We start from the raw sequence: 23,228 nt of genomic DNA, 5'->3' as shown, positions 1-23,228 counted from the left end.
GGGCTACCTAAGTTTCTTAATCCGCTCAGTTTGGCTAATCACGTCAGTGAGACGAATACCAAACTTGTCGTTGACGACAACCACTTCGCCGTGCGCAATCAAGGTGCCGTTGACCAACACATCGAGAGATTCACCCGCTAAGCGCTCTAGTTCAACAACCGAGCCTTGGTTGAGTTGCAGCAAGTTACGAATACTGATTTGCGACCGTCCCACTTCCATCGAAATGGTCACAGGAATATCGAGAATGGTATCGAGCTTACGACGTTCATCGACAGAAATTGGCTCTGAGGTATCTTGCAATTCATCTAATTGCGCTGCCATCACCTCATCAACGTCAATATTTGGCGCACTGGGATCTTCACCTAACGCCGCCGCCCATTCATCGGCTAGTTTTTGATCGTCACTTGGTTCCATACCTAATACCTATTAACTGATTAATCTTCAATTTCACCATCATCACTCTCTAACTCAGAAATAACATCTTTACTGAGGAAAGCGATGTCGGTTTTCACCACATCAGGGCGTCTAATTTTTTCGGAAACTTGCACTGCCAATTTTTCACCGGAACGGCCCATTTTGACTCGATAGGTTGGCAGATCTTCTACAAACATTACTGCATGCTCTGGCATGTCTACCGGGATAATATCCCCCGGTTGCAACTCCATTAAATCTCGCAAAGAGATGTCTTTCTCTAGCAGATCAACACGGAAATTGACTGGCACATCCATGATCTCTTCACGCAGCGCCGAGCTCCAACGAACATCGGTTTCCATCTTATCTGACTGAACACCCGCATCGAGCAATTCACGAATCGGCTCAACCATGGAGTAAGGCATGACCATATGGAAATCGCCACCACCACCATCGACTTCGATGTGGAAAGAGCTCACGACAATCACTTCCGTCGGGCTGACGATGTTCGCCATACTCGGGTTCACTTCAGAGTCAAGATACTCGAACTCAACCCCCATGACTGGTGACCAAGCTTCTTTGTAATCTTCAAAGACGATTTTCAGCAGCAACTGAATAATACGGCGTTCCGTTGGGGTAAATTCACGCCCTTCGATTCGCGCATGGAATCGACCATCGCCACCAAAAAAGTTCTCCACCAAAATGAAAACCAAGCGCGCTTCCATCGTGATAAGTGCGGTACCTTTGAGCGGTCTAAAGCGCACCATGTTCAAACTCGTTGGAACATAAAGGGTGTTTTGATACTCACCGAACTTCATCATCTGCACGCCGTTTATCGACACCTCTGCCGTTTTGCGCAGCATGTTAAACAAGCTAATGCGCATATGACGGGCAAAACGCTCGTTAATAAGTTCGAGCGTCGGCATACGACCACGGACAATTCGGTCTTGCGATGAGAAGTCGAAATCGACTGCATCAGTACTGCCCAGGACCTCTTCGTCATCGACATCATCAACATCGTCTACACCATGCAGTAGCGCATCAATTTCGTCTTGGCTTAATAAATCGGTCACACTAATTCCTACTGGATTACAAAATCAGTAAACAACACGCGTTCAATCACGGGTTGTCCGACTGCGCGAGTTAAACTCGCTTTAATATCTTCGGTTGCCTTATCGCGCAACTCTACACGCCCTGTTGCGCTGCGCAATTGATCGACTGTTGCCGAAGCAAACGTCGCTAACAGAGAGCTTTCAATCAACGGAGAGTGGTAGCGAGCGAGGTTTTCATTCTCAATACCTCGTACCATCAACTGAACGTTAATCTGTACCAGACGATCTCTTTTGTCGCCCGTAACGTTAAACAGAAATGGCTGCGGAATATTCACGTAAGATACCGGCTGCTCAACAGGTGCCGCCGCCGCTTGCTGCGTTGCATCGCTGGCCGCGCTATCACTCGAACCGAGTAAAAAGAAAGCTGCCGCACCGCCGCCTACCAACAACACCAGAGCGACGACAATGATAATAATCAGTTTTCGTTTGCCTTGTGGGGCTTCGTTTGCAATCTCTTCTGCTGCCATAGTTTGAATTTCTCTAGCTAATCCATTTTATCTGCTTTGCAATCGAATGTTTGTCGATTACTTGAGCACAATTGAACACTTAAGCACATAGTCTAAGCGTAATAACTGATTCCATCACGCTTTGATGCCACATTCAAATCAAGTTTGACGTCCGGTTCAAGGTTTTCTTCACCGCTAAGATGCTGACCGCTGGTACCTTGACCAGATCCACCACCATTTTGCGTTGCGTAACGCCCTTGCTGTTGACCCGATGCCTGCTGTTGTACCGATGAATCAGCCAACTGCATACCTTGTTGTGCCAGCATCTCGCGTAATCTAGGCATGGCATGTTCCACCATGTCTCGTGCTTGTTGGTTCGCAACGGTAAAGTGTACTGTTGCATTGTCACCATTCATGTTCATGCGAATCTGCATACGCCCAAGCTCCGGTGGGTCAAGACGAATGTCGATGTTCTTCAAGTTTTTCGACATCATCATTTGCACTCGCTCTGCGACTTGGTCACCCGCCATTTCACGACTTAACTGCAATGCAGGTTGCGCTTGAGCCGCTTGCTCCGCTCTTAGCTGATTCGCAGGTGTCGTTTGACCAGCGGCGTGGCTGAGTTGCTGAGCAAAAGAGGCATCACTGGCAGAACTGGACTCCTGCTTATGAGTCATTTTACCCAGAGTTGCGGCGGCTTTAGCCCCCAAAGCCGCTTGCAGTGCTGCTTGTTCGGCCTTCACAGTCGGCGCTGCCGTCGCTTGTAATTGTTGGGCAGCTGACAGATCCATTGGCGTCGCTGGCGAGAGTGCACTCTGTGCCGCTGGAGTATTCACATTCGTTGCTGCGCTATTCACTTGTGCGGCGCTAGCAGCAGCGGCAGAAAGGTGCGCTGGGTGAACCGCCGCTTTAGCAGCAGATTTATGTAAACCATCCCCTTCTGGGGCAAGTTTAGCGCTACTCTCATTAGTCGCATTCGCAGGTGTCGCCCACGCAATCGCCTCAGCTTGAGAAGCGTCTTCAGTGAGTTCTGCATTTTCCGCGGAGCTTTGACCACTGTGCATCATCGCCACACCATCGACTTGAGTCGACGTTTGCTCAACCGCACCATCCCCAGTCACTATCGGTGTGCCGGTAGGCGTCGCTCCTAACTCGGGTGACGCCAAAGCGCCTGCGGCTACTGTCGCAGCCGCCAAATCTTGCTCAGAGTCTACTGGCATAGATTGAGTCGTTTTACCTGCACTAAGCTGGGCGGCATCGGATTGAGTCAAGTGAGTTTCAGCGGTGACTGATTGTTCGATGTGAGCAGATGCTGGAGTCTCAGACTCAACAGCAACAGGCGTTTGACCTTGCACGGATTGAGGCATGTTGGCAGCTGATGCTACATTTTGCGCTTCAGCCACTTGCTGAGATTCTTCTACTGCGGGGGCTTGAGAGGTTGCGACTGCGCCAGCTTGTGCCATGCCCGCCGCGGATTCGGTCATAGCGTCGCTCTCAGCCTGTTCGTCAGATACGGTTTGTGGAGGCAAGCTATTGCCGTCTTTCGCTTGCAGAGCTTTGTTCGATTGCTCTAAGCGCCCCAGCAGAGCCTCACTTTCTGCCACGGTTTGCTGTACCTGTTCAGATTCTGTGCCTTTCGCATCATCTTGTTCGACAAACTTAGCCAACTCTGGAGAGAGTTTTACTTCTTGCTGTTCACCCTCTACCGCCGCATCAACCGACGACGATTGTGATTGCTTAGCAGCTTGGCTCTCCTCGCTACTTTCACTGTTTGACTCGACGGTGCTTGCTTCAACATCAGCGTCAGCTTTGAGTAGTTTCTCGGTGCTGGCACCCTCGACGTCACTGACTTTGGCATCTTTTGCTTCGGACTTATCGCCACCTTTAAGCATCGCTGCTAGCTTGGCAAAAAAACCTTCTGTTTCAGGCACCTCTTCACTTGCAGAGGTGCTAGTACTAACACCTTTACTGAGTTTGGTTGATTCTGTCACAGCTGATGGATTGACGTTCATGATCGAAGGCTCGCTATTAACTAACTGATTTAATTAATTCATTGTCGATATTATTCTGAGCGAGTCATGACTTTACTGTCGTGAAACACACTCAAGTTATAGCAAAACAAAGCAATAATCGCGCCAATAAGTTCAAGTCACCAAAGAGTGGAAAGGCAGACCTAACCTAACGATTTGCCGCGCAAACGAGAAAACTGCAACGTCGAGAACTCATCCATTTGCTTTTGCTCACGAAGGTTTTCTAAACGCTGTTTTTCCGTTTGTTTCTTTTCAATCAACCATTCATACGAAAGGCGTTGTTTACGGCACTCTAACCAATGTCGCTCGCAGTTAGTCACTTGCTCGGTAAAGTGTGTTTCCGCCTGTTTCTGCTTTGACAGAGTGTTGTCCAAAGTGGTCAGAAAGCGGTTTAAGTGGGTGTATTGACTGGCGGTCAATCCTTGTTTGCCACGGTCGATTAGCTGTTGGCAGTAATCTAAGCGGTATTGTTCAATTTGCTGAAGCTGCTGGTAGTATCCATCAAGATCGGTGCGAGCTTTGCTCAGCGCTAATACCGCTTGGTTCTCGCGCTCACTGGCTTGTTCCAATAGGAAGTCGAGGGCGTTGTTCATGAGTTAGCTACTCTCCTTTTAGCAAACGCCCAAGCATATTGACGCACATATCGTAAGGCACACTCTCTTTCATTCCTTGCTGAAGGAACATATCTAACTTCGGTTTTAGTGTGAACGCGGCATCAATCGCAGGGTCGGTGCCCGGTTTATAAGCACCAATAGAGACCAAGTCTTGGTTTTTGCGGCAAAGTGACAGTACCTGACGCACGGCTTTCGACATTAATACATGCTCGTCGGTGGTGATCTGCGGCATCACACGACTCACTGATTTTTCCACATCAATCGCTGGATAGTGACCCGCATCTGCCATTTCACGCGACAGCACGACGTGACCATCGAGAATCGCACGTGATGCATCGGCAATCGGGTCTTGAAGATCATCACCTTCAGTCAGTACGGTGAAAAATGCGGTAATCGAGCCTTGCTCAGGGCTACCATTTCCCGCTCGCTCAACCAACGCTGGTAACTTAGCAAATACTGACGGTGGATAACCCTTGGTTGCCGGAGGTTCGCCGACTGAAAGCGCAATCTCACGCTGTGCTTGAGCAAAACGTGTCAATGAGTCCATCAGTAAGAGAACATCTAAGCCTTGGTCGCGAAAGTACTCGGCAATCGTCAAGGCCGTTTGACAACCTTTTAAACGCATCAACGGTGAAGCATCGGCTGGTGCGGCAACCACCACTGAACGCTGGCGACCATCGACACCTAAAATCTCTTCAATAAATTCTTTAACTTCGCGTCCACGTTCACCAATCAGACCAACCACAACCACTTGCGCTGTCGTTCCGCGAGTCATCATGCCAAGTGTTACCGACTTACCGACACCAGAGCCGGCAAACAGACCGATACGCTGCCCTTTACCCACAGTTAATAAGCCGTTGATGGCTTTTAGACCGACATCGAGAGGTTCGGTGATTGGTTTGCGTGACAAAGGGTTGATCGGTTCAGCATTGAAGGAGGCACGTTTCTCTGTATAAATCGGTCCTAAACCGTCAAGCGGGTTACCTACACCATCGATAACTCGACCGAGCAGTTCCATGCCAACAGGCAAGCCCGTTTCGCTGGTCAGTGGGGTCACTTTGGCACCAGGTAGAACGCCAGTAATTTGCTCACTTGGCATCAGAAACAGGTTATCTCCGGAAAAGCCAACCACTTCGGCTTCCATCTCACCGTGCATGGTTTCCACTTTACACAAGCTGCCAATTGGAGCTCGACACCCTGTTGCTTCTAGGGTCAAGCCAACCACGCGAACTAACTTACCTGACGCGACAGGTCGGCAAGTCAATCCTTGGGTTTTATATTGAGAAAGGCGTTCTGCCAGTGCCAGCACTATTCACCACCTTGATGGCGGTTCACGCCACAAAAGCTTTTTAGTACGTTGCGAATGCGCTCTTCTAAGCGGTAATTGACACTCGATTCACCCGCTTCAATCTGCACATCGCCACGATTGAGCGCTGGCTCTGCTAATAGTGTCCAATTACGAAATTCAAGGGATTCTTCACCATAGGAAGAACGGATGATATCGACATCATCTGGATGGAGCTTCAATGTAATCGCATGCCCAGAGATCGGTAGGGATTCTACCGACTGCTTAATGGTATCGAGGATCACTTGTGGGTTGGTCTGCACTTCAACGTGCACCACCTCTTTTACCAAGGTCAATACCATGTCCACCAATTGCTTCTCTACTTGAGCATTCATAAGCTCAAGTGGTTGGGCGAACTGGTTGGCTAAGCTTACGAAGGTTTGTACTTGCTGTTGAATAAACTCTTGTCCGGCGGCAACGCCTTCCAATTTACCGGCTTCTAAACCTTCTTGATGACCCTGCTCTAAGCCTTGTTCTTTACCCTTTTCATAGCCTTGCTTGAAGCCCGCCTCTTGCCCTTGATGCAAACCTTCTTGAAAAGCTTGCTGTTTGATCAGGTCAATTTCTTCTTGGGTCAGCTCTGCCGGAGCTTCTTCTTCTGGTTCAGAAAAATCTGGCATCCAACTCGGGTCATAATTCAACGCGGTTTCACGCGCTTGAGAATGTTCTGGCGTATAGTCAGGTAAGCCCCATTTTTGAGCTTTTTCAACTTGTTGGTCGTCATCGAGACGCAAAAAACCGCGCTTTCTCTCACCTGACATACTGAGTCACCTTAAAAAGATAAGATTATAGGAATTCGTCTGCACCACCAGAAAGCATCAACTCCCCAGCGTCAGCCATGCGGCGTGCAATAGCCAGCACTTCTTTTTGTGCGGCTTCAACATCAGAAACTTTAATCGGCGGCATAGCTTCAAGGTCGTCACGCATCATCTCAGCGGCACGCTTAGACATGTTCTTGAAGATCTTATCACGCAGACCATCATCGGCACCTTTAAGTGCACGTTGCAGTACATCTTGCGGTACATCACGCAGCAACTTCTGAATACCTTGATCGTCCACTTCGATGAGGTTTTCGAATACAAACATAAGATCTTGAATCTGAGTCGCCATATCTTCGTCTTGGTCGCGAATCTGCTCCATCAAGACGCCTTCGATATTGTTGTCCATGTAGTTCATGATCTCGGCAGCTGCTTTCAGGCCGCCAATTTTCGCCGCTTGCGCGCCCGCTTGACCAGCAAACTGTTTCTCCATGATTTCATTCAGTTCAGCCAATGCTGATGGTTGAACTTCTTCAAGGTTTGCAATTCGCATCATCAGGTCAAGACGGTCACGTTCAGCGAACTGCGACAGAATTTCCGCTGATTGATCGGGCTCTAAGTAAGACAAAACAATCGTTTGAATCTGCGGGTGTTCATTAATAATGATGCTCGCCACTTGGCGTGGGTCCATCCATTTCAATGAATCAAGACCTTTCGAGCCAGTACCCAATAGAATCTGGTCAACTAAGTTGTTCGCTTTATCTTCACCAAGCGCCGCCACCAAGGTATTGCGCATGAAATCTTCACTGCCCATACCAATGTTGGTGTATTTCTGGATATCTTCTAAGAAGGAACGGTGAACCGCCCCCACTTTATCTTGGCTAAGATCAGCGGCGCGTGCCATCGCACTACCCACTCGCTGAACTTGTTTTGGCTCTAAATGACGAATAATGCCAGCAGCGTCTTCCTCATTTAAACTGAGCAATAAGATTGCTGCACGTTCTTCACCAGGAATGGTTGAGATATCCACGGTAGCTTCGACAACTTCACCACCTTGGCCTTGAGGTACAATTTCGTTAGCCATCTTTCATCCAGTTCTTCACAACTTGCGCCGCCAGCTCTGGCTCATTCGCCACTAGCGCGCGCACAGCTTTCAATACGTCTTCATCTTTGTGGAGGTTCGGCAAATCAATACTTGAACCAAACTCAAACAGTTCACCACCATCAAGGTCACCGCCGATCAAGCTGGTTTCACCATCAACACCGATTGGTAATCCATCAGGACCGTACATTTGCTCGTCTTCGTCCGCAGCAGGGTTAAGCAGTTTCTTCATCGCAGGGCGAACCAGCACCAACACAACGATGATGATGACCAGCGCACTAGCAAACCAACGTACCCAATCGCTGAAGTGTGGGTTTTCCCAAATCGGTGCATCAATCACTTCATCCATTTGTGGTTCAGCAAACTGCATACTTAACACGTTAAGCAGATCGCCACGGGCTTGGCTAAAGCCAACCGCACCAATAAGAACCTGACGAATAGAATCGAGCTCTGAGGCTGATAATGGTTGATAAGTCGTCGCGCCAGTTTCTGGATTAACCACAGGGCGATTCTTAATCGCAACCGCGACCGTTTGACGATTCACCACCCCAGTTTGACGACGTTCATGGCTAATGGTGGTATCAAGTTCAAAGTTGCGCGTTGCTTCCTTGTGCACAGAACCCTGCCCCAACACCGAGCCATCTTTCATTTGTGCAACGTCTTGCGGAATCGATGCATCAGCAGGCGGTTGGTTACTCAACGCACCTGGTACACCAGCAACCACATTGCCATTGTTGTAATCCTCTAGCGTATATTCGCTGCGCGTTGACGGTGTATTCGGATCATAACTTTTACGCGTTTGTTCGACAGCACTGAAGTCCAGCTCAATGTCCACTTGCGCGGTATAATTGCCAAAGCCCAAAATCGGGATCAACACCGAGTCGATTTTTTCGCGTAGCGCTTCTTCTTGCTTGCGCTCTAACTCATGTTCTTTGCGACGAGCCATAGATGCGGCATCTTGTGAACCAGAGCTAAGTAGACGACCATGTTGATCTGTCACAGTAACGCGAGTCGGCTTCATGCCCGGAACGGCACTCGCCACCATATCAACAATCGAGTCGACCTCTTCTTGCTTTAGGCTGCTACCGGACTTCAAAGTCAAAAACACTGAGGCTGACGCCTCTTGATTATGACGAACAAACACACTTTGCTTAGGTAGCGCTAAAAGTACCCGCGCTCGACGCACTTGCTGCATCTCTTCCATCGCTTGCGAGAGTTGTCGCTCACGGCTTAGTTTTAGGCGTTCAAGCTCTAGACGTTGAGATACACCAAAGCCCATATCTTGCAACAAGATATCGTCTCCAGCTTCAGTGGCTTGATTCAGACCTGCACGGGCAAGGTTTAGCTTCAGGCTGTTGTACTCACTCGCAGGCACCATAATGGTGTTGCCTTCAAGTTTGTACTCCAGCTTTTGTCCATCAAGATGGTCAAGGATTGGAATAAGTTCTTCGGTTTCATATATACCGAGAGGACGCATTTCTGGTTCTTTCACCCAGAAAAACAGCATGACGATCAGCGCCACACAAATTGATATTGCTAAGACCAGTACGATCTGACGAATAAGGTCAAGATCCCCGACAGCCATATCAAACTTTGAGCTACTTTTTTCATCGACATCTGGGTTTTGCCCATCATGACCCAAGTCATGATGGGTGACAAGCGCCCCCTCTGATGCGGATCCAGAAATGGCTAAATCTGTGGAGTTGTTTTGCTCAGACACTGACGATACCTAAATTAAACTGGCATATTCATCAATTCTTTGTACGATTCGACTAGCTTGTTACGTACCTGAATTGTAGCCTCAAATGCGACGCTTGATTTATTGCGAGCGATCATCACGTCTGATAATGAAACGTTCTCATCGCCGCGGTCAAAACGGGTTTGGAGTTCACTGGAAGTCTTAGATAGGCTGTTGACATTATTGATGGCATTGCTCAATAGATCTTTAAAGTCAGCACCGACGGTGTGACCTGTCGCAGCCGGTTTACTGTTAGTTGCTTCTAACATTAACGCCTGCATTTCACTATTAAAGCCATCTATTCTCATCATTACCTCATAAGTCAATTCTTTGACTGCCCACTCCGCTATATTACTGACACTGCAAAGGCTATGCCATCAAGTTATCAACTTGAGAAAATAGCACGTTAGTTTGGAATATCAATCCCTGCATCACGCATTTTTGCGAGCTTATAGCGCAAAGTTCGCGGGCTAATACCGAGCTTGTCAGCCATCTCTTTACGACGACCGCCACACTCAACTAAAGTTTCAAGGATAATAGCATACTCTTGATCTCTAAGTTCATTACCTAGCCCGGTATGATTCGATAATCCGTTTGGTGTCTCTACTTCAGCGATCGGTTTAACGTTTGGCGCGACAACGGTTCCATTTTCTACCACTTGCTGCAAGCTGGTCGCATCTTGCCAATCTAACCCTTCGAGTAAGATATGCTCCGCATTGATGTGACCACTTTCACTTAGGATCAACGCACGTTGTACAACATTATCAAGCTCACGAACGTTACCCGGCCAAGGGTAAGCCAATAGCTTCGCTTGTGCATCATCACCAAGATTCGGTACTGGCAAACCTTGCTTCTGGCAATGGCGCTCAATTAAGTGTGTTGCCAGAGGCACAATATCGCCTTGGCGTTCACACAAAGCCGGCCATGCAATTGGGAAAACATTCAAACGGTAGTACAAGTCTTCGCGGAAATTGCCTTCTTGTACATACTGCTTTAGGTCTCGGTTACTGGTGGCTAGCACTCGCACATCCAGTTTGATGCTTTTACGACTGCCTAAACGTTCTACTTCACGCTCTTGCAATACACGCAGAAGTTTCGCTTGTAAGCTCAGATCCATCTCACTGATCTCATCAAGCAAAATCGTACCGCCTTGGGCTTGTTCAAACTTACCTGGGCAGGCCTGAACAGCGCCGGTAAACGCCCCTTTCTCGTAACCAAACAGGGTGGCTTCGAGCATATTGTCTGGGATCGCGGCACAGTTAATCGCGACAAACGGACCATCTTTACGATTCGAGGCATTGTGAATGTAACGAGACATCACTTCTTTACCAGAACCACTTGGACCGAGAATCATCACGTTAGCGTCGGTTTTCGCCACTTTTTCCGCTAAAGCGAGTAACTTAAGACTTTTCTCATCGGCAACGACAGCATCGCCATTGTCATCCGACTTCACCGGAGCGTAACGGCTGACCATATTGAGTAAAACTTCTGGTGCAAATGGCTTCGCCATATAATCAATCGCACCATCTTTCATCGCAGATACCGCATCTTCGATATTGGCATAAGCGGTCATCAGTAACACAGGTAAGTTTGGCCAGTGCTGTTTGATGCTACGTAGTAGTGCCAAACCACCCATTCCAGCCATTTGCACGTCAGATACAACGATATCGACTGCATTTGATTTGAGCTTTACTAATGCATCTTCCGCGCTATCGGCCTCGAGCCATTCGTAGCCCGCAAGCGCTAAGGTATCGACGAGTGCTTCACGTAGACCTTCGTCATCCTCTACGATAAGTACCTTGCTTTGAGCCATGTTATTCTCCAGTCGTTACTGATTGTTCAAGCGAAAATTGACGTTCCAATGGTATGCATACCGTGAAACACGCCCCTTCTCCCTCTTCAGAAATAAGTTCTAACCTTCCGTCATGGGCGCGACACACCATTTGTACCACGGCCAACCCCAAGCCAGTGCCTTGGGAGCGTGTCGTAAAGAAAGGTTCCATAATTTTTTGCTGCAGCTCTTTTGCCACACCTGGCCCACTGTCTTGAACCGAAATCTTAAGCTCGCCATTCACCGGACGGAAAAAGACGTCAAGCTGTGAGCCCTTGCCCGCGATCTGAATCGCATTCATCACTAGGTTGCTCAGCGCAGAGGCGATTGCGTTAGCATTGCCCATTAATCGCGTCTCTTGCTCTTCCACCTCTAAGCAATAGTCGATGCCATTGTTCTTGATCGCGGTTTCAACCATGGGTGAGAATTCAGCGACCAAATCCGCAACGGAGAACGGCTTGACCACTTTGTTATCACCACCTTTGGCAAACAGCAGCATATCATTGACCTGCTTTTCAAGATCTTGGAGGCGATCTAGCAATTTGGTTTGAAAACGCTCTTTGGTTGCAGGCGGTAAGTTGGGAGCGCTAAGGTTCGCCGCATACAACATCGCACTCGACAAAGGGGTGCGCACTTGATGCGCCAATGAAGCAACCATTCGTCCTAATGAGGACAGGCGCTGCAAATCACTAATGCGCGATTGCAATAGACGAGTCTCAGTCAAGTCAGTGATCAGAATCAATTGCCCTGTGGCTGATGCGGAAATCGCTAGGCGCACTTTGCTGCCATTGCGTAACGAAATCTCATGACCATCATCTTCACGGGGGGCGAACGCCCATTGAATCACTTCAAACCATTTATGCCCAACCAGCGGGACCTCTAATAAGCGCTCCGCTTCCGGGTTGGCCTCTCTGACCACACCCTGAGTATCCAAAAGGATGACGCCTGCAGGCATGACATCAAGCACCTGTTTATAGCGTTCTACTTGTTCTTCTAAAGACCCTAAATGGTTATCCATCGCTGACCAACTTACTCGTCGTTATTTTGCCTTAAATACTGCAATGGCTTGGAATGCAAAAAGCACGCCAAGCCATTATTTAATAAAATCAAACAGTTAAGTTATGGTCGATTTTTTGACACTGTCATAGGAGCCAGTCAAACCATATCAAACACGGACATTTGTACTGGCAACAATCATTATCGTTGCAGGTTGTATTTGCGCATTTTCTCGACCAATGTGGTACGTCGCATCCCCAGCATATCTGCCGCTCGGGCAACAATGCCACCTTGCGCGTCTAATGCTTGGTTGATCATGTTCACTTCTAGGTCTGCCAACATCTCTTTGAGATTGACGCCCTCAGGTGGTAATGCTTGCGGCGCGTGCTCCCCTGCTGGGAAAATATCCATTTCGTCAACGCTAAAGTCTTCAGAGAAAATGTTTTGTAACACGTCTCTTTCTTGCTCCTCAACGGAGACAAACGGATTGTATTCTGGCTGAAACTCAGGGATGTCACTGTAACGATATTTCGTCGGTAAGTGATTCACATCGACAAGACTATTCGGATACAGAATGATCATACGCTCAACGAGATTCGCCAGCTCACGCACATTACCTGGCCAGTCATGTTCCATCAGTGAGTTAACCGCGCGAGGAGTAAAGCAAATCGGCTGAGCCCCTTCTGCTTCCATTCGCGTCATTAGCTCTTGTAGCAACAAAGGAATATCATCTTTGCGCTCACGCAGTGCCGGCATTTCAATTGGGAATACGTTGAGTCGGTAATAGAGATCTTCTCTAAACGAGCCATCATCAATCATCGTATCTAGGTTTCGATGCGTAGCAGCAATCACACGTACATTGGCACGAATAGTGTTGTTACCGCCCACCCGTTCAAAGCAGCGCTCTTGCAAGACACGTAGCAGTTTAACCTGCATTGGCATCGGCATATCGCCGATCTCATCCAAAAACAGAGTACCGCCCTCAGCTAACTCAAAACGTCCTTTACGTGAGGTAATAGCACCAGTAAACGCGCCTTTTTCATGACCAAACAACTCACTTTCAAGCAGATCTGGCGGGATAGCGCCGCAATTGATCGGCACAAATGGGCCACCACGACGAGAAGAGTGATAATGAATATTGCGTGCGACGACTTCTTTACCAGTACCAGACTCACCGAGGATCAGCACATTGGCTTCGGTCGATGAAACTTGTTCTATCAGGTGACGAACTTCTTTGATGCCATGGCTCTGACCAACCAAACTGCGAAACAGGGTGTTTTTGCGTTCGCTAGACACCACGTTGACGCCTTTGCGTCCGAGAAAGTCTTTGCAATGACGCAACGCTTCGCTCAACTGCGGGTAATTGAGTGGATAAGCAAGATCGCCAACATAGTTGGTCAGATCGTCGGCAAACGAGAACGCTGGATTAGCGATCAAAAGTGGGATATGGCTTGCGTTTGAAAGTCGATCATTCAACTTAGCTGCATCGTCAACCTTGTGAATTGAACCGATAATGCAACCAGACCAGATACCTGAAAGATCTAGCGAGTCAATTTGTGCAGCGCTAACTACCTCACACTGCTCGCCAACGAAGTCTAGAATTGAAGCTAGATTGGTCTGCGCTTGAGCGTCGTCTTCAATGACAAGTAATTTTGCTAAGCCTTGCATAGATGAGAATGATTGCCTTCGTTAATACTTGGAGTTGCAAACTGAAATTCACTTATTTGACTGATCAATTTATGAACAGCACTTAAGTTAAAAAGAATATGCAACTAAATTAGCCACTAGGGATATAGTGGCTTATATTCTATTTGATAAAAAAAATAAGGCAACCAAGCAATTATATGGTGTGATGTTTACCCAAAGGCTTTGGTTCTAAATAACTAATAATATCAGCATGATTTAAACAAAAAATTTACAAACCAACTTCTTTAGCGGTGAGGTTATGAAACTCAGTTGGAATCTGGTCCCAAGCCGACTTTATCTCACGAATTATCTCAATCACGTCATCAATAGGTTGAGGGTCATTTTTGTGGTTCGCCGCAGTTATTTGTGTAATCATGAATTCATATAATTGATCCAGATTTTGTGCGATATCACCACCATCATCCATCGATAAGCAGCTGCGTAAACTGATAATAATATCGAGAGCCTTACCCAAGCGCTCACCCTTAGCTGGGATGTTGCCTTGTTGCATCGCCGCTTTACCTTGGATCAGACGCTCAATAGCACCCGCCATCAGCATCTGTACAATTTTATGCGGGGAGGCCGCACTGAGCTGGCTATCTACCGATACCTTCTTGTAAGCCTGTAATGAACCACGCATAACATTCCTCTTTTATAAAAACTTTTTGTACTGTTGTACCGACTTATTGCCGTGTCGGTATTTGTGCAGAGATTGACCAATAGATCGTGTTTGCTCTTGCATCAAACCCAGTACTTTTTGTGTTTGATAAACTGCTGCTCGCCAAGACTCCAATTGAGCTAATTTTGGCGCTTCATCTATCATAGATAGAATACCCAGCAATAATTGTTCCCTTTTATCGACCAACTGAGTAATTTCTTCAGCATTAATGTCGCTTAATGATAGTTGTTCAGTGATAAGTTGATCAAGATCACTTAATTGACTCAACTTTGCCTGAAAATCATCCTCCAAGTGCATTCATCATCCCCGCTAACTGGTGCTGCATTTTGCTGGTTGAATCCTGCATTGCCGTAAATTTGGCGTGAGTTCGCTTCTCTAAACTTTCCATGCGGCGATCTAAGTTAGACTGCTCATCCTGAATCCGATAATTACGCTCCACCAAACTCTGCTCACGAGTACGCAGTGCACCTTGTACACCGGTAATGCCGTGAATCGCATCTTCAACTTTTTTGGCAAAACCTTGGTTGCCACCAAAGAAGTCCTCAAGTTTGTTGAAGTTGTTGTTTAGCTGACGGTCAAGCATGGAATAGTTAATTTCCAGCGTACCTTGGCGCGTGGTCGTAATACCAAACTCTGTTAAAGATTTAAGATCTTCTGGCGCTGGTTCAATGCTTGAAGAGAACACTGACTTTAAGCGTGAGTCGGCACTGCGAACCACGCTGTCACCTGCTAACGGGCCACGCTGACCTGTCACCGGATCGACACTCGAGAGATCTTTTGATAGTTGGTAAAACTGATTATAGGCCGCGACGAACTGTTCAATATCTTCACGTACGCCTTGACGGTCATATTCAATGTCGATTTCTGAGGCCGGCTTGCCTGGTTGCGTGCGACCTTTAAGAGTGAGGTCTACCCCATCAATCGCATTCTCAATAATATTGTTATTGCTAGAGAGTTGTGCCACACCATCGAGCATCACCTTGGAGTCTTGTGCCGCTTGCACCTGACTCATGCCATTGTAAGCATCAAATGATGACTGCGCGGCTTTAAGGTCTTGTTGCGCTTTTTCAATTCGCTCAATGTATTGACGCTGTTCCGGCGACAACAAATCTAACTTCGCCTGCTTTGCTTGAGCATCATTGAGCTCACCAGCAGCAAGGGCTGCGTCAATCTTAGCAATTTCATCTTTGTGTGCCGCATCGATGACCGCTTGCTCCGCCGCCAACTTTTTGTCCAATGCGGCTTGGGCTTCCTTCGGTGTTACATAGGAATCGGTTAGCGTGCCGGAAGCGGTATTGCTCCAACCGGGAATATCCGACGATTTTTCACGAGCTTTGTCATCCAATTCTGGCTCTGGTTCCCAGTAAGAATCTAACAGGGTGCCAGACGCAGTTTCAGTCCAGCCGGGAATACGATCTTCCGGTTTAATATATTGGTTGGCAGCTTGTCCCGCGCTTGCTGCAGCGGCGACTGCTTGATCGGAAATCGGATTGGTCGGCGTAACATCTCGAGCGGCATTGGGATCGGCAATGGTTGCCGCCTGCTTCGTCGCATCGGCAATCTCTTGATCTACGCCTTTTGCCGCATCAATATTGCGTTGGGCAATTCTGTCTGCCACCAACTGCTCTTGAGGCGTCAAAGGATTAAGTAACTCTTGCGCAGATGCGCGAGCTTTTTCTAGATCGGAAACTCGTTGTTCGAGATTTTTGTACTCGAAACGTTTGAGAAGATTATTGGGTTTATCTGTTTCAACACTCATGCTGACCGCATGGTCTTCTCCAGACAAATCGGAAGCGACAATCAGTCGGGGTCCGTTGACGTCATTGATAACAGAAGCTCGCACTCCAGGATTACTTTTATCGCCGTTAATATTTCGAACGATATCCGTGAGCTTGGAGTGCTCTCTTACATCAACAACAAATGATTTGTTGCCCATCGCGATACGCAACTTACCCGCGCCAAATTTTGCATCTTCCGGTAGAACATCTGACGCAATTTTGTGGCTTTGGGCAAGCTGCAGTACATCGACGGCATAACGACCTGCTATCGCTTCGGTTGTTGCGGTTGCGGACACGACAGTATCGTCATTCGACTCCACCTTTCTTGCCGCAAACGCTTTCTCTTGGCGAAAACTTGCCATTAAGTTTTTCATCGTATCCAGCGACTCTTTGAGTCGACCATAGGCACTGATGCTAGAATCAATCTGGTTCAGCTCATTGTTGATACGTTGCTGCTTTGGCGCACGCTCCGCTTCAACAATTTTGCTTACCATGGCATTGATATCCATGCCAGTGTTCATCCCTATAGGGCCAAAACTCATTCAATCACCTCAAATATACGATTACACCTTATCGATTAACAATCCAGAAGAGTATCTGGCTGTTTGCTCTCTAAGACGTCGCAAGACTTCTAGCATTTCCTCATCCGGTATCTGACGAATGATTTCACCAGTACTCTGCTCATAAATAGTCACGACATTTCGCCCTGATTGCTCATCAGAACGAAACGACAAACCAGTTTGCATAGAAGAGATAAATTCATTCATCTGCTCTACGACTTTTTCGCGCTCTTGCTCAGAAAGCTTCTGCCTAGACTGAATAACTTCCGTTGCTTGCTCAACCTCTCGAGAGGTCAACTGGTCCATTTCAGACGCGACTGCTTTCTGTGAAGCAGAAGAAATGCCTTGCGGATTATCATAATCCGAAGCAATTTTAGTGCCACCTTGTGAGCCATAAGACTGGATGTTCGATGTGTAAGAAGGTATTTCCATTACAATCTCCCTTCCACCTCATAGGTAAGCGTTAGATCATCATCACTTACCTAGTCGGCTCGGCATTGTTACGCTTTAACCCAAAAGGCTCAATGCGGCAGTCGGAGTCTGCTTAGCTTGTGCAAGTACAGAAGTACTCGCTTGCTGCAGGATCTGCGATTTCGTCATTTGGGTCGTTTCTTTTGCATAGTCAGTATCAAGAATACGGCCGCGAGACGCATTCACGTTTTCATTGATATTGTCTAAGTTATTGATTGCATGCTCAAAGCGATTCTGGAATGCACCAAGAGATGCTCGTTGGCTATCAACAGATTTTAGCGCACCATCAATCACTGAAACCGCTAGCTGAGAGCCAGCAACCGAGGTTACATCCACATCCGCAACGGTGACTTCTTTTGCTGCACCGAAACCAAGGTCATTACCTAGGTCACCACCAATGGTGACGTCGCCTTTGATCTTGTTGGTTGCTGCAAAAAGCTGCATCTTGCCATCTTCGCCAATCGACGCTTTAACATCGTCACTTTGACCATTGATGTAAGTGGCAAGTTGTTCAACATCATCACCCGCTTTAGCATTAATGGTTAACGCTTTCGCTTCACCATGAACATCAGTGTAGTTCAATGTGATGTCAGTTTTATCTGCGGCAACACGCCAATCCGCTGCTTTACCAGTGGTCACTGTATAAGCTTTACCACCCATATCTGCAGTATCTGAGCGCATGTTACCCATGCTAAGTTGCACAGCTTCACCTGAGCCCGCTCCGATTTGGAAAGATTTGCTGCCAAACTGACCATTCAGAAGTTTGTTGCCACCAAATGAAGTGGTTTCAGCAATACGATTAAGCTCATCGTTTAATGCCGTCACTTCTTCTTGAATCGCAATTCGTTCTGAACGTGAGTTAGAGCCATTTGATGATTGCAAAGCAAGGTCGCGCATACGTTGCAGAATGTTTGTTGTTTCATTCATTGCACCTTCTGCGGTTTGTGAAATTGAAATACCATCATTGGCATTTTTCACCGCCATATCCAAACCGCGACTTTGAGAAGTTAAACGGTTTGAAATCTGCAGACCTGCTGCATCATCTTTTGCGCTGTTGATTTTGTAACCTGATGACAAGCGCTCCATCGACTTCTGCATCCCGTCGGTTGCATTGTTGACATAGCGCTGTGCTGTCATCGCAGACACGTTAGTGTTTACGTTGATTGCCATATTTGATCTCCTTAGGCATAGGGCTATGCATCTCCGTGTCTCTCACCTCACTTCAATGCATATCATTTCTCTCAGTCCTTTAACGACCAAAGAAATATAACCTTTAGGAAAAATTTAACTTTTTTCGTTTATTTTTGCATCGGCAAACAGAAACGTGATTTCTCTCCAAAATCTTTTGTCACTTGTTGTCTCATCATGGCCCAACCGTTTGGCTATGCTGAAATAAAAAAAATCCAGCCGAAGCTGGATTTTTCTAATCATGCTAGGGATTAACCTAGTAAGCTCAATGCTGAGTTTGGCGCTTGTTTTGCTTGTGCCAAGATAGAGCTTGAAGCTTGAGAAAGAATTTGCGACTTAGTTAGTGCAGTCGTTTCTTTCGCGAAATCAGTATCTTTGATACGGCTCTTAGACGCATTTACGTTTTCGTTGATGTTGTCTAGGTTGTTGATTGCATGTTCAAAACGGTTTTGGAATGCACCTAGCTCTGCACGGTGGCTATCAACATACTTAAGCGCTGAGTCGATAACAGCAACAGATTCTTGTGAACCGCCTACTGTTGTTACGTCGATTTTATCAACCGTTACCGCAGTACCCGCGCTCATACCTAGTTCGCCAGATAGTGAACCACCAAAGCTCACTGCACCATCAACGTTGTTTGAACCAGCAAACACTTGTAGACGACCTTCTTCATCAACAGACGCTGTTACTTTGTCAGTCTGACCGTTGATGTAAGTTGCTAGCTCTTCAATGTCATCACCCGCTTTCGCTTCGATTGAGATTGTTTCTGGAGCTGCTGCGCCTTTTTCAGTCAGAGTGATTTCAAGAACGTTCTTGTCTGCCGCTACTGACCAATCTTTGTCTTTTGCGTTTTCAGCTGATGCTTTGTAGCTAGTACCACCCATCTGTGCATTATCACTGCGCATGTCATTTAGAGTCAGCATTACTGCTTCACCGTTATCAGCGCCGATCTGCATTGATTTAGTCGTAAACGTACCGTTCAGTAGTTTGTTACCACCGAATGAAGTCGTTTCAGCAATACGGTTTAGTTCGTCATTTAGTGCTGTTACTTCTTCTTGGATTGCTACGCGCTCAGATTTCGAGTTTGAACCGTTCGCAGATTGTAGCGATAGGTCACGCATACGTTGCAGGATATTTGTCGTTTCGTTCATCGCGCCTTCAGCGGTTTGAGCGATAGAGATACCGTCATTAGCGTTACGTACTGCTACATCTAGACCGCGACTTTGTACATTCAAACGGTTAGAAATTTGTAGACCAGCTGCATCGTCTTTTGCGCTGTTGATTTTTGAACCAGACGATAGACGCTCCATCGAAGTTTGTTGCGCGCTAGTTGCTTGGTTAAGGTAGCGCTGAGCTGTCATTGCTGAAACGTTAGTATTTACATTCACTGCCATGGTGGTTTCTCCAATTGATTTTCCGATGTTTCCGGTTTCCGACGTCTCGGAAAACCAAGTAGTTCTCTCAAAGTTACTTCTATTAACGGCACCGATTTGGAAACCTTTAGAAAAAAAATGCGTTTTTTTTCAGAAAAAGACTTTTGACGGGATTAGTGTGACGAAATGGATAAAAACAGAGAAATATTGAAATTTCCACTCAAGCTATCGACCATGCTGCCGATAAGATTCTCTTTTTTGAGACTAGCCAAGTAACGTCAGGGCCAAATTCGGCTGTTGTTTCGCCTGGGCCAAGATAGAGGTACTGACTTGCTGCAAAATTTGTTGCTTAAGCATCTGGGTGGTTTCTTTGGCATAGTCAGTGTCTTTAATGCGGCTGTTTGAAGCCGAAAGGTTCTCACTGATATTACTAAGATTATTAACAGCGTGACCGAAACGGTTTTGCGTCGCCCCGAGTTCAGCGCGGTGGCTATCCACATAGTTCAGTGCTGTATCGATAACGGAAACGGCTCGCTGTGCGCCTCCCACATCCGTGATATCCAAATTATCAACCGCTTCATAACCACTTAAGTTAAGACTCAGCTGATTGGCTAGACTGCCTGTAAAGTTAATCGTACCGGACGTTTCTTTGCCAGCCATATAGACTTGAAGTTGACCTTCGTCATTCACCGACGCTGATACCTTGTCTGTTTGACCGTTAATATAGGTAGCAAGCTCCTCAATATCGTCCCCTACTTTGGCTTCAATTTGAATCGTCTCTTGCTCTCCTCTGGCATTGGTATAGCTCATATTGAGTTGTTGCTTACCGGCCGTCACCTCCCAATCAGGTGCTACTTTCGCCGCCGCTATATAGCTAAAACCGCCCATATCGATACCATCGGTACGCATATTTTTGAGTGTCACTTGTACCGCTTCACCTGAACTTGCACCAATTTGAAAAGCTGCATCTTTAAATGAGCCATTGAGCAATTTTTGCCCACCAAAAGAGGTCGTTTCAGCAATTCTGTTCAGTTCATCGTTCAAAGCTGTCATTTCTTCCTGCAAAGCGACTCGCTCTGAATGACTATTTGCACCGTTAGACGACTGTAAGGAGAGGTCTCGCATACGTTGCAGAATATTGGTCGATTCTTTCATCGCCCCTTCTGCCGTTTGCATAATCGAGATACCGTCGTTGGCGTTGCGCATTGCAACATCAAGACCACTGATCTGAGACTCTAAGCGATTGGATATTTGCAAACCCGCGGCATCATCTTTTGCACTGTTAATCCGACTGCCTGACGCCAATCTCTCCAAAGATTGGTTGAGCAAATGGGTCGCATTGCCAAGATGGCGCTGCGCGCTCATTGCGGCAACATTGGTATTAACAGTAATGGTCATGGGTCTACCAAAAGAATAAGGGATTACCTAGTTATCGGCTAAACGGGTAAAACTTTAACCATTTTTTCATTGCTTTCTATACCAACGGGAAAATCCGTTTACAGATTTAGGGTACAAAAAAGCCGAGCTAAAGCTCGGCTCTTTCTGCAAGTAATCGCTACTTATTTCACTGCCAGTTTTTGCAACATATCGCTGCTTGGGGCAAAGAAATAGGCGCCTGTTACAGCATGAGTAAAACGTAGAAGTTGGTCAGTTTTACCGTCTGTCACGCCATACATACTTTCTAACATCGCTTTGAAGTTATGTAGCGTATTGCAGTAGGCGATAAACAGTAGACCATGCTCACCGCTCGCTGTGCCGTATGGCAAGCTGTGGCGAACAATTTTAAGCCCTTTGCCTTCTTCTTTAATGTCCACACGACCTACGTGAGATGCTGCAGGTACATCGTCTAGCTCAATAGAATCAGGTTTGGTACGACCAATCACTTTTTCCTGAGCTGAGATGTTTAAACGGTTCCATGCTGGGAGATTGTGAATAAAGCGTTGCACCATCACGTAGCTACCGCCGACAAACTCACCTTCTGGAATGATAGCGACTTCTTGACGAGCACCTTCTTTCGGGTTTTCAGTACCGTCAATAAACATTGTCATATCACGTGCGTCAAGGTAACGGAAACCAGCGGTCTCATCAACGACGTTTACATCATCTGCAATTTCGGCAAGCAACTTACGCATTACGTAAAAGTGAAGATCATGGCGGTTAGAGTGAAGGTGAACCAAAACATCAACATCGCTGCTTGGAGCAACAACATCGCCCTCGCCAAGCTGCGGGAACTCAATAAGCTCCGCTGGTACTGCTTGGTTAAGTTGGCTCCAAAAACCGTGCGTAAACGCAATGGATAGCGTCAGTTTAGCATTCTCTTGCTGTTGATTCAGTTCTTCCACAAGCGCTGGTAATGCCTGTAGTTGCGCCAACACCTTTTCTGAGTTTTGACGAACTTTCAGTAACGTGTAGTGTGCGAATGGTTCCGCTTCTGGAAGGATGGCCGTTTGAGGCTGTGACATTTCATTGTTCCTCATTATTTTAATTTTGCTCAGTGTAGTCGTTATTGAGTGTTGCGTATTGATTATGATCAGTTATATCTGTGTGATCTCATACTCTGGCCAGCCTAAGAGGCGCTGGTTTGATTAAGCTTAAAGCAATCTCTCACGGTTTTACTGCGATGTACGTAAATGGCAAACCAAAGTAGCACTAACATAATCACGCCGTTGGCCCAACTAAACTCACCCGCTTGCAAGTAGACATGATAAAGGCTTTGCGTCAGCTGACTTAATGTCGTCAACAAGGTGATGGGTTTACCCCACGAGACCAGTTTTCCTGCCCAGCGCCGTTCTGGCGAGCGCAAACTAATCAACCACATTAGCGCAATACTTGGCAATCCCATGACTAAACCAAGATAGAGCATATTATGATCAGGATAAACATAGCTCAAAATGGTGTTTCCGCTATCGCGGCTGACACCGGCAACAATAAAAACAACCCACGCTTTCGCTAAGAGCATCCAGCCGAGCCAGAGCCATTTGGGCGCATGAAGGTTACCATTTTTATCGTATTGTTCTATTGAATAAAGCAAAGGACGAGACTTACCAAAAATCGAAAAAGAGTTGACACTCTATACCAACTTTCAATGAGGGCTAAAGCAATATTTGATG

22 protein-coding genes are annotated in these 23,228 nt (G+C 46.9%); all 22 read right to left on the bottom strand.

The features are described 5' to 3' along the window. Positions 1 to 3: 3 nt before the first annotated feature. Positions 4 to 414, bottom strand: coding sequence for a flagellar motor switch protein FliN (fliN, locus tag GZK95_RS04130; protein ID WP_075706773.1), 411 nt, complete (start codon positions 412 to 414; stop codon positions 4 to 6). A 20-nt stretch (positions 415 to 434) separates the two neighbouring features. Continuing rightward, on the bottom strand, positions 435 to 1,484 hold the full coding sequence (gene fliM / locus GZK95_RS04125; RefSeq protein WP_075706772.1) for a flagellar motor switch protein FliM: 1,050 nt from the start codon (positions 1,482 to 1,484) through the stop codon (positions 435 to 437). Positions 1,485 to 1,492: 8 nt separating this feature from the next. Further along, on the bottom strand, positions 1,493 to 1,990 hold the full coding sequence (gene fliL, locus GZK95_RS04120) for a flagellar basal body-associated protein FliL (protein ID WP_075714324.1): 498 nt from the start codon (positions 1,988 to 1,990) through the stop codon (positions 1,493 to 1,495). Between the two features lie 92 nt (positions 1,991 to 2,082). Beyond that, the gene (locus GZK95_RS04115; protein ID WP_075714326.1) at positions 2,083 to 3,981 is read right to left on the bottom strand and encodes a flagellar hook-length control protein FliK; all 1,899 of its coding nucleotides are present in this window, start codon (positions 3,979 to 3,981) and stop codon (positions 2,083 to 2,085) included. Between the two features lie 161 nt (positions 3,982 to 4,142). Continuing rightward, positions 4,143 to 4,592, bottom strand: coding sequence for a flagellar export protein FliJ (fliJ, locus tag GZK95_RS04110; protein ID WP_075706769.1), 450 nt, complete (start codon positions 4,590 to 4,592; stop codon positions 4,143 to 4,145). Positions 4,593 to 4,599: 7 nt separating this feature from the next. Next, complete coding sequence (gene fliI / locus GZK95_RS04105) at positions 4,600 to 5,922, bottom strand: flagellar protein export ATPase FliI (RefSeq protein WP_075706768.1); 1,323 nt, start codon at positions 5,920 to 5,922, stop codon at positions 4,600 to 4,602. After that, positions 5,922 to 6,719 (bottom strand): flagellar assembly protein FliH, encoded by a 798-nt coding sequence (gene fliH / locus GZK95_RS04100; protein ID WP_075706767.1) that lies wholly within the window; start codon positions 6,717 to 6,719, stop codon positions 5,922 to 5,924. The genes fliI and fliH overlap by 1 nt, the downstream gene beginning before the upstream one ends. A 25-nt stretch (positions 6,720 to 6,744) precedes the next feature. After that, positions 6,745 to 7,800 carry a flagellar motor switch protein FliG gene (fliG, locus tag GZK95_RS04095; protein ID WP_075706766.1) on the bottom strand — a complete coding sequence of 352 codons (1,056 nt, stop codon included), beginning with the start codon at positions 7,798 to 7,800 and terminating at the stop codon, positions 6,745 to 6,747. Next, positions 7,793 to 9,538, bottom strand: coding sequence for a flagellar basal-body MS-ring/collar protein FliF (fliF, locus tag GZK95_RS04090; RefSeq protein ID WP_075714328.1), 1,746 nt, complete (start codon positions 9,536 to 9,538; stop codon positions 7,793 to 7,795). The genes fliG and fliF overlap by 8 nt, the downstream gene beginning before the upstream one ends. 14 nt (positions 9,539 to 9,552) lie before the next feature. Continuing rightward, positions 9,553 to 9,864: a flagellar hook-basal body complex protein FliE gene (gene fliE / locus GZK95_RS04085; RefSeq protein WP_075706764.1), complete on the bottom strand. Its 312-nt coding sequence runs from the start codon at positions 9,862 to 9,864 to the stop codon at positions 9,553 to 9,555. A gap of 98 nt (positions 9,865 to 9,962) precedes the next feature. Beyond that, entirely contained in the window at positions 9,963 to 11,369 is a 1,407-nt protein-coding gene (locus GZK95_RS04080) for a sigma-54-dependent transcriptional regulator (protein ID WP_075714330.1), read from the bottom strand. A 1-nt stretch (position 11,370) separates the two neighbouring features. Next, on the bottom strand, positions 11,371 to 12,405 hold the full coding sequence (locus tag GZK95_RS04075; RefSeq protein WP_075706762.1) for a sensor histidine kinase: 1,035 nt from the start codon (positions 12,403 to 12,405) through the stop codon (positions 11,371 to 11,373). 179 nt (positions 12,406 to 12,584) lie between these two features. Beyond that, positions 12,585 to 14,051, bottom strand: a complete 1,467-nt coding sequence (locus GZK95_RS04070; RefSeq protein WP_075706761.1) for a sigma-54 dependent transcriptional regulator — start codon at positions 14,049 to 14,051, stop codon at positions 12,585 to 12,587. 247 nt (positions 14,052 to 14,298) lie between these two features. Further along, entirely contained in the window at positions 14,299 to 14,709 is a 411-nt protein-coding gene (fliS, locus tag GZK95_RS04065; protein WP_075706760.1) for a flagellar export chaperone FliS, read from the bottom strand. A 12-nt stretch (positions 14,710 to 14,721) separates the two neighbouring features. After that, positions 14,722 to 15,045: a flagellar protein FliT gene (locus GZK95_RS04060; RefSeq protein WP_075706759.1), complete on the bottom strand. Its 324-nt coding sequence runs from the start codon at positions 15,043 to 15,045 to the stop codon at positions 14,722 to 14,724. Beyond that, complete coding sequence (gene fliD, locus GZK95_RS04055; RefSeq protein ID WP_075714332.1) at positions 15,029 to 17,068, bottom strand: flagellar filament capping protein FliD; 2,040 nt, start codon at positions 17,066 to 17,068, stop codon at positions 15,029 to 15,031. Before fliD ends, GZK95_RS04060 begins: the two co-directional genes overlap by 17 nt. A 21-nt stretch (positions 17,069 to 17,089) precedes the next feature. Continuing rightward, entirely contained in the window at positions 17,090 to 17,518 is a 429-nt protein-coding gene (flaG, locus tag GZK95_RS04050; RefSeq protein ID WP_075706757.1) for a flagellar protein FlaG, read from the bottom strand. Positions 17,519 to 17,593: 75 nt separating this feature from the next. Further along, entirely contained in the window at positions 17,594 to 18,727 is a 1,134-nt protein-coding gene (locus GZK95_RS04045) for a flagellin (protein WP_075706756.1), read from the bottom strand. A 269-nt stretch (positions 18,728 to 18,996) separates the two neighbouring features. Next, the gene (locus GZK95_RS04040) at positions 18,997 to 20,139 is read right to left on the bottom strand and encodes a flagellin (protein ID WP_075706755.1); all 1,143 of its coding nucleotides are present in this window, start codon (positions 20,137 to 20,139) and stop codon (positions 18,997 to 18,999) included. 243 nt (positions 20,140 to 20,382) lie between these two features. Then, positions 20,383 to 21,516 carry a flagellin gene (locus GZK95_RS04035; protein ID WP_075714333.1) on the bottom strand — a complete coding sequence of 378 codons (1,134 nt, stop codon included), beginning with the start codon at positions 21,514 to 21,516 and terminating at the stop codon, positions 20,383 to 20,385. 161 nt (positions 21,517 to 21,677) lie between these two features. After that, on the bottom strand, positions 21,678 to 22,580 hold the full coding sequence (locus GZK95_RS04030) for a Dyp-type peroxidase (RefSeq protein ID WP_075714335.1): 903 nt from the start codon (positions 22,578 to 22,580) through the stop codon (positions 21,678 to 21,680). Positions 22,581 to 22,684: 104 nt separating this feature from the next. Beyond that, complete coding sequence (locus GZK95_RS04025; protein WP_075714337.1) at positions 22,685 to 23,149, bottom strand: DUF2919 domain-containing protein; 465 nt, start codon at positions 23,147 to 23,149, stop codon at positions 22,685 to 22,687. Positions 23,150 to 23,228: the final 79 nt, after the last annotated feature.

This window comes from Vibrio panuliri (assembly GCF_009938205.1).
GTDB lineage: Bacteria > Pseudomonadota > Gammaproteobacteria > Enterobacterales > Vibrionaceae > Vibrio > Vibrio panuliri.
This window is presented reverse-complemented; position numbering and strand designations above follow the sequence as displayed.

Excerpts from the sequence above, each read along its gene's own strand:
- fliN (WP_075706773.1), bottom strand. The coding sequence starts at position 414 with ATGGAACCAAGTGACGATCAAAAACTAGCCGATGAATGGGCGGCGGCG.
- fliL (WP_075714324.1), bottom strand. The coding sequence starts at position 1,990 with ATGGCAGCAGAAGAGATTGCAAACGAAGCCCCACAAGGCAAACGAAAA.
- GZK95_RS04115 (WP_075714326.1), bottom strand. The coding sequence starts at position 3,981 with ATGAACGTCAATCCATCAGCTGTGACAGAATCAACCAAACTCAGTAAA.
- fliJ (WP_075706769.1), bottom strand. The coding sequence starts at position 4,592 with ATGAACAACGCCCTCGACTTCCTATTGGAACAAGCCAGTGAGCGCGAG.
- fliH (WP_075706767.1), bottom strand. The coding sequence starts at position 6,719 with ATGTCAGGTGAGAGAAAGCGCGGTTTTTTGCGTCTCGATGACGACCAA.
- fliG (WP_075706766.1), bottom strand. The coding sequence starts at position 7,800 with ATGGCTAACGAAATTGTACCTCAAGGCCAAGGTGGTGAAGTTGTCGAA.
- fliE (WP_075706764.1), bottom strand. The coding sequence starts at position 9,864 with ATGAGAATAGATGGCTTTAATAGTGAAATGCAGGCGTTAATGTTAGAA.
- GZK95_RS04080 (WP_075714330.1), bottom strand. The coding sequence starts at position 11,369 with ATGGCTCAAAGCAAGGTACTTATCGTAGAGGATGACGAAGGTCTACGT.
- GZK95_RS04075 (WP_075706762.1), bottom strand. The coding sequence starts at position 12,405 with ATGGATAACCATTTAGGGTCTTTAGAAGAACAAGTAGAACGCTATAAA.
- GZK95_RS04070 (WP_075706761.1), bottom strand. The coding sequence starts at position 14,051 with ATGCAAGGCTTAGCAAAATTACTTGTCATTGAAGACGACGCTCAAGCG.
- fliS (WP_075706760.1), bottom strand. The coding sequence starts at position 14,709 with ATGCGTGGTTCATTACAGGCTTACAAGAAGGTATCGGTAGATAGCCAG.
- GZK95_RS04060 (WP_075706759.1), bottom strand. The coding sequence starts at position 15,045 with ATGCACTTGGAGGATGATTTTCAGGCAAAGTTGAGTCAATTAAGTGAT.
- fliD (WP_075714332.1), bottom strand. The coding sequence starts at position 17,068 with ATGAGTTTTGGCCCTATAGGGATGAACACTGGCATGGATATCAATGCC.
- flaG (WP_075706757.1), bottom strand. The coding sequence starts at position 17,518 with ATGGAAATACCTTCTTACACATCGAACATCCAGTCTTATGGCTCACAA.
- GZK95_RS04045 (WP_075706756.1), bottom strand. The coding sequence starts at position 18,727 with ATGGCAATCAACGTAAACACTAACGTGTCTGCGATGACAGCACAGCGC.
- GZK95_RS04040 (WP_075706755.1), bottom strand. The coding sequence starts at position 20,139 with ATGGCAGTGAATGTAAATACTAACGTTTCAGCAATGACAGCTCAGCGC.
- GZK95_RS04035 (WP_075714333.1), bottom strand. The coding sequence starts at position 21,516 with ATGACCATTACTGTTAATACCAATGTTGCCGCAATGAGCGCGCAGCGC.
- GZK95_RS04030 (WP_075714335.1), bottom strand. The coding sequence starts at position 22,580 with ATGTCACAGCCTCAAACGGCCATCCTTCCAGAAGCGGAACCATTCGCA.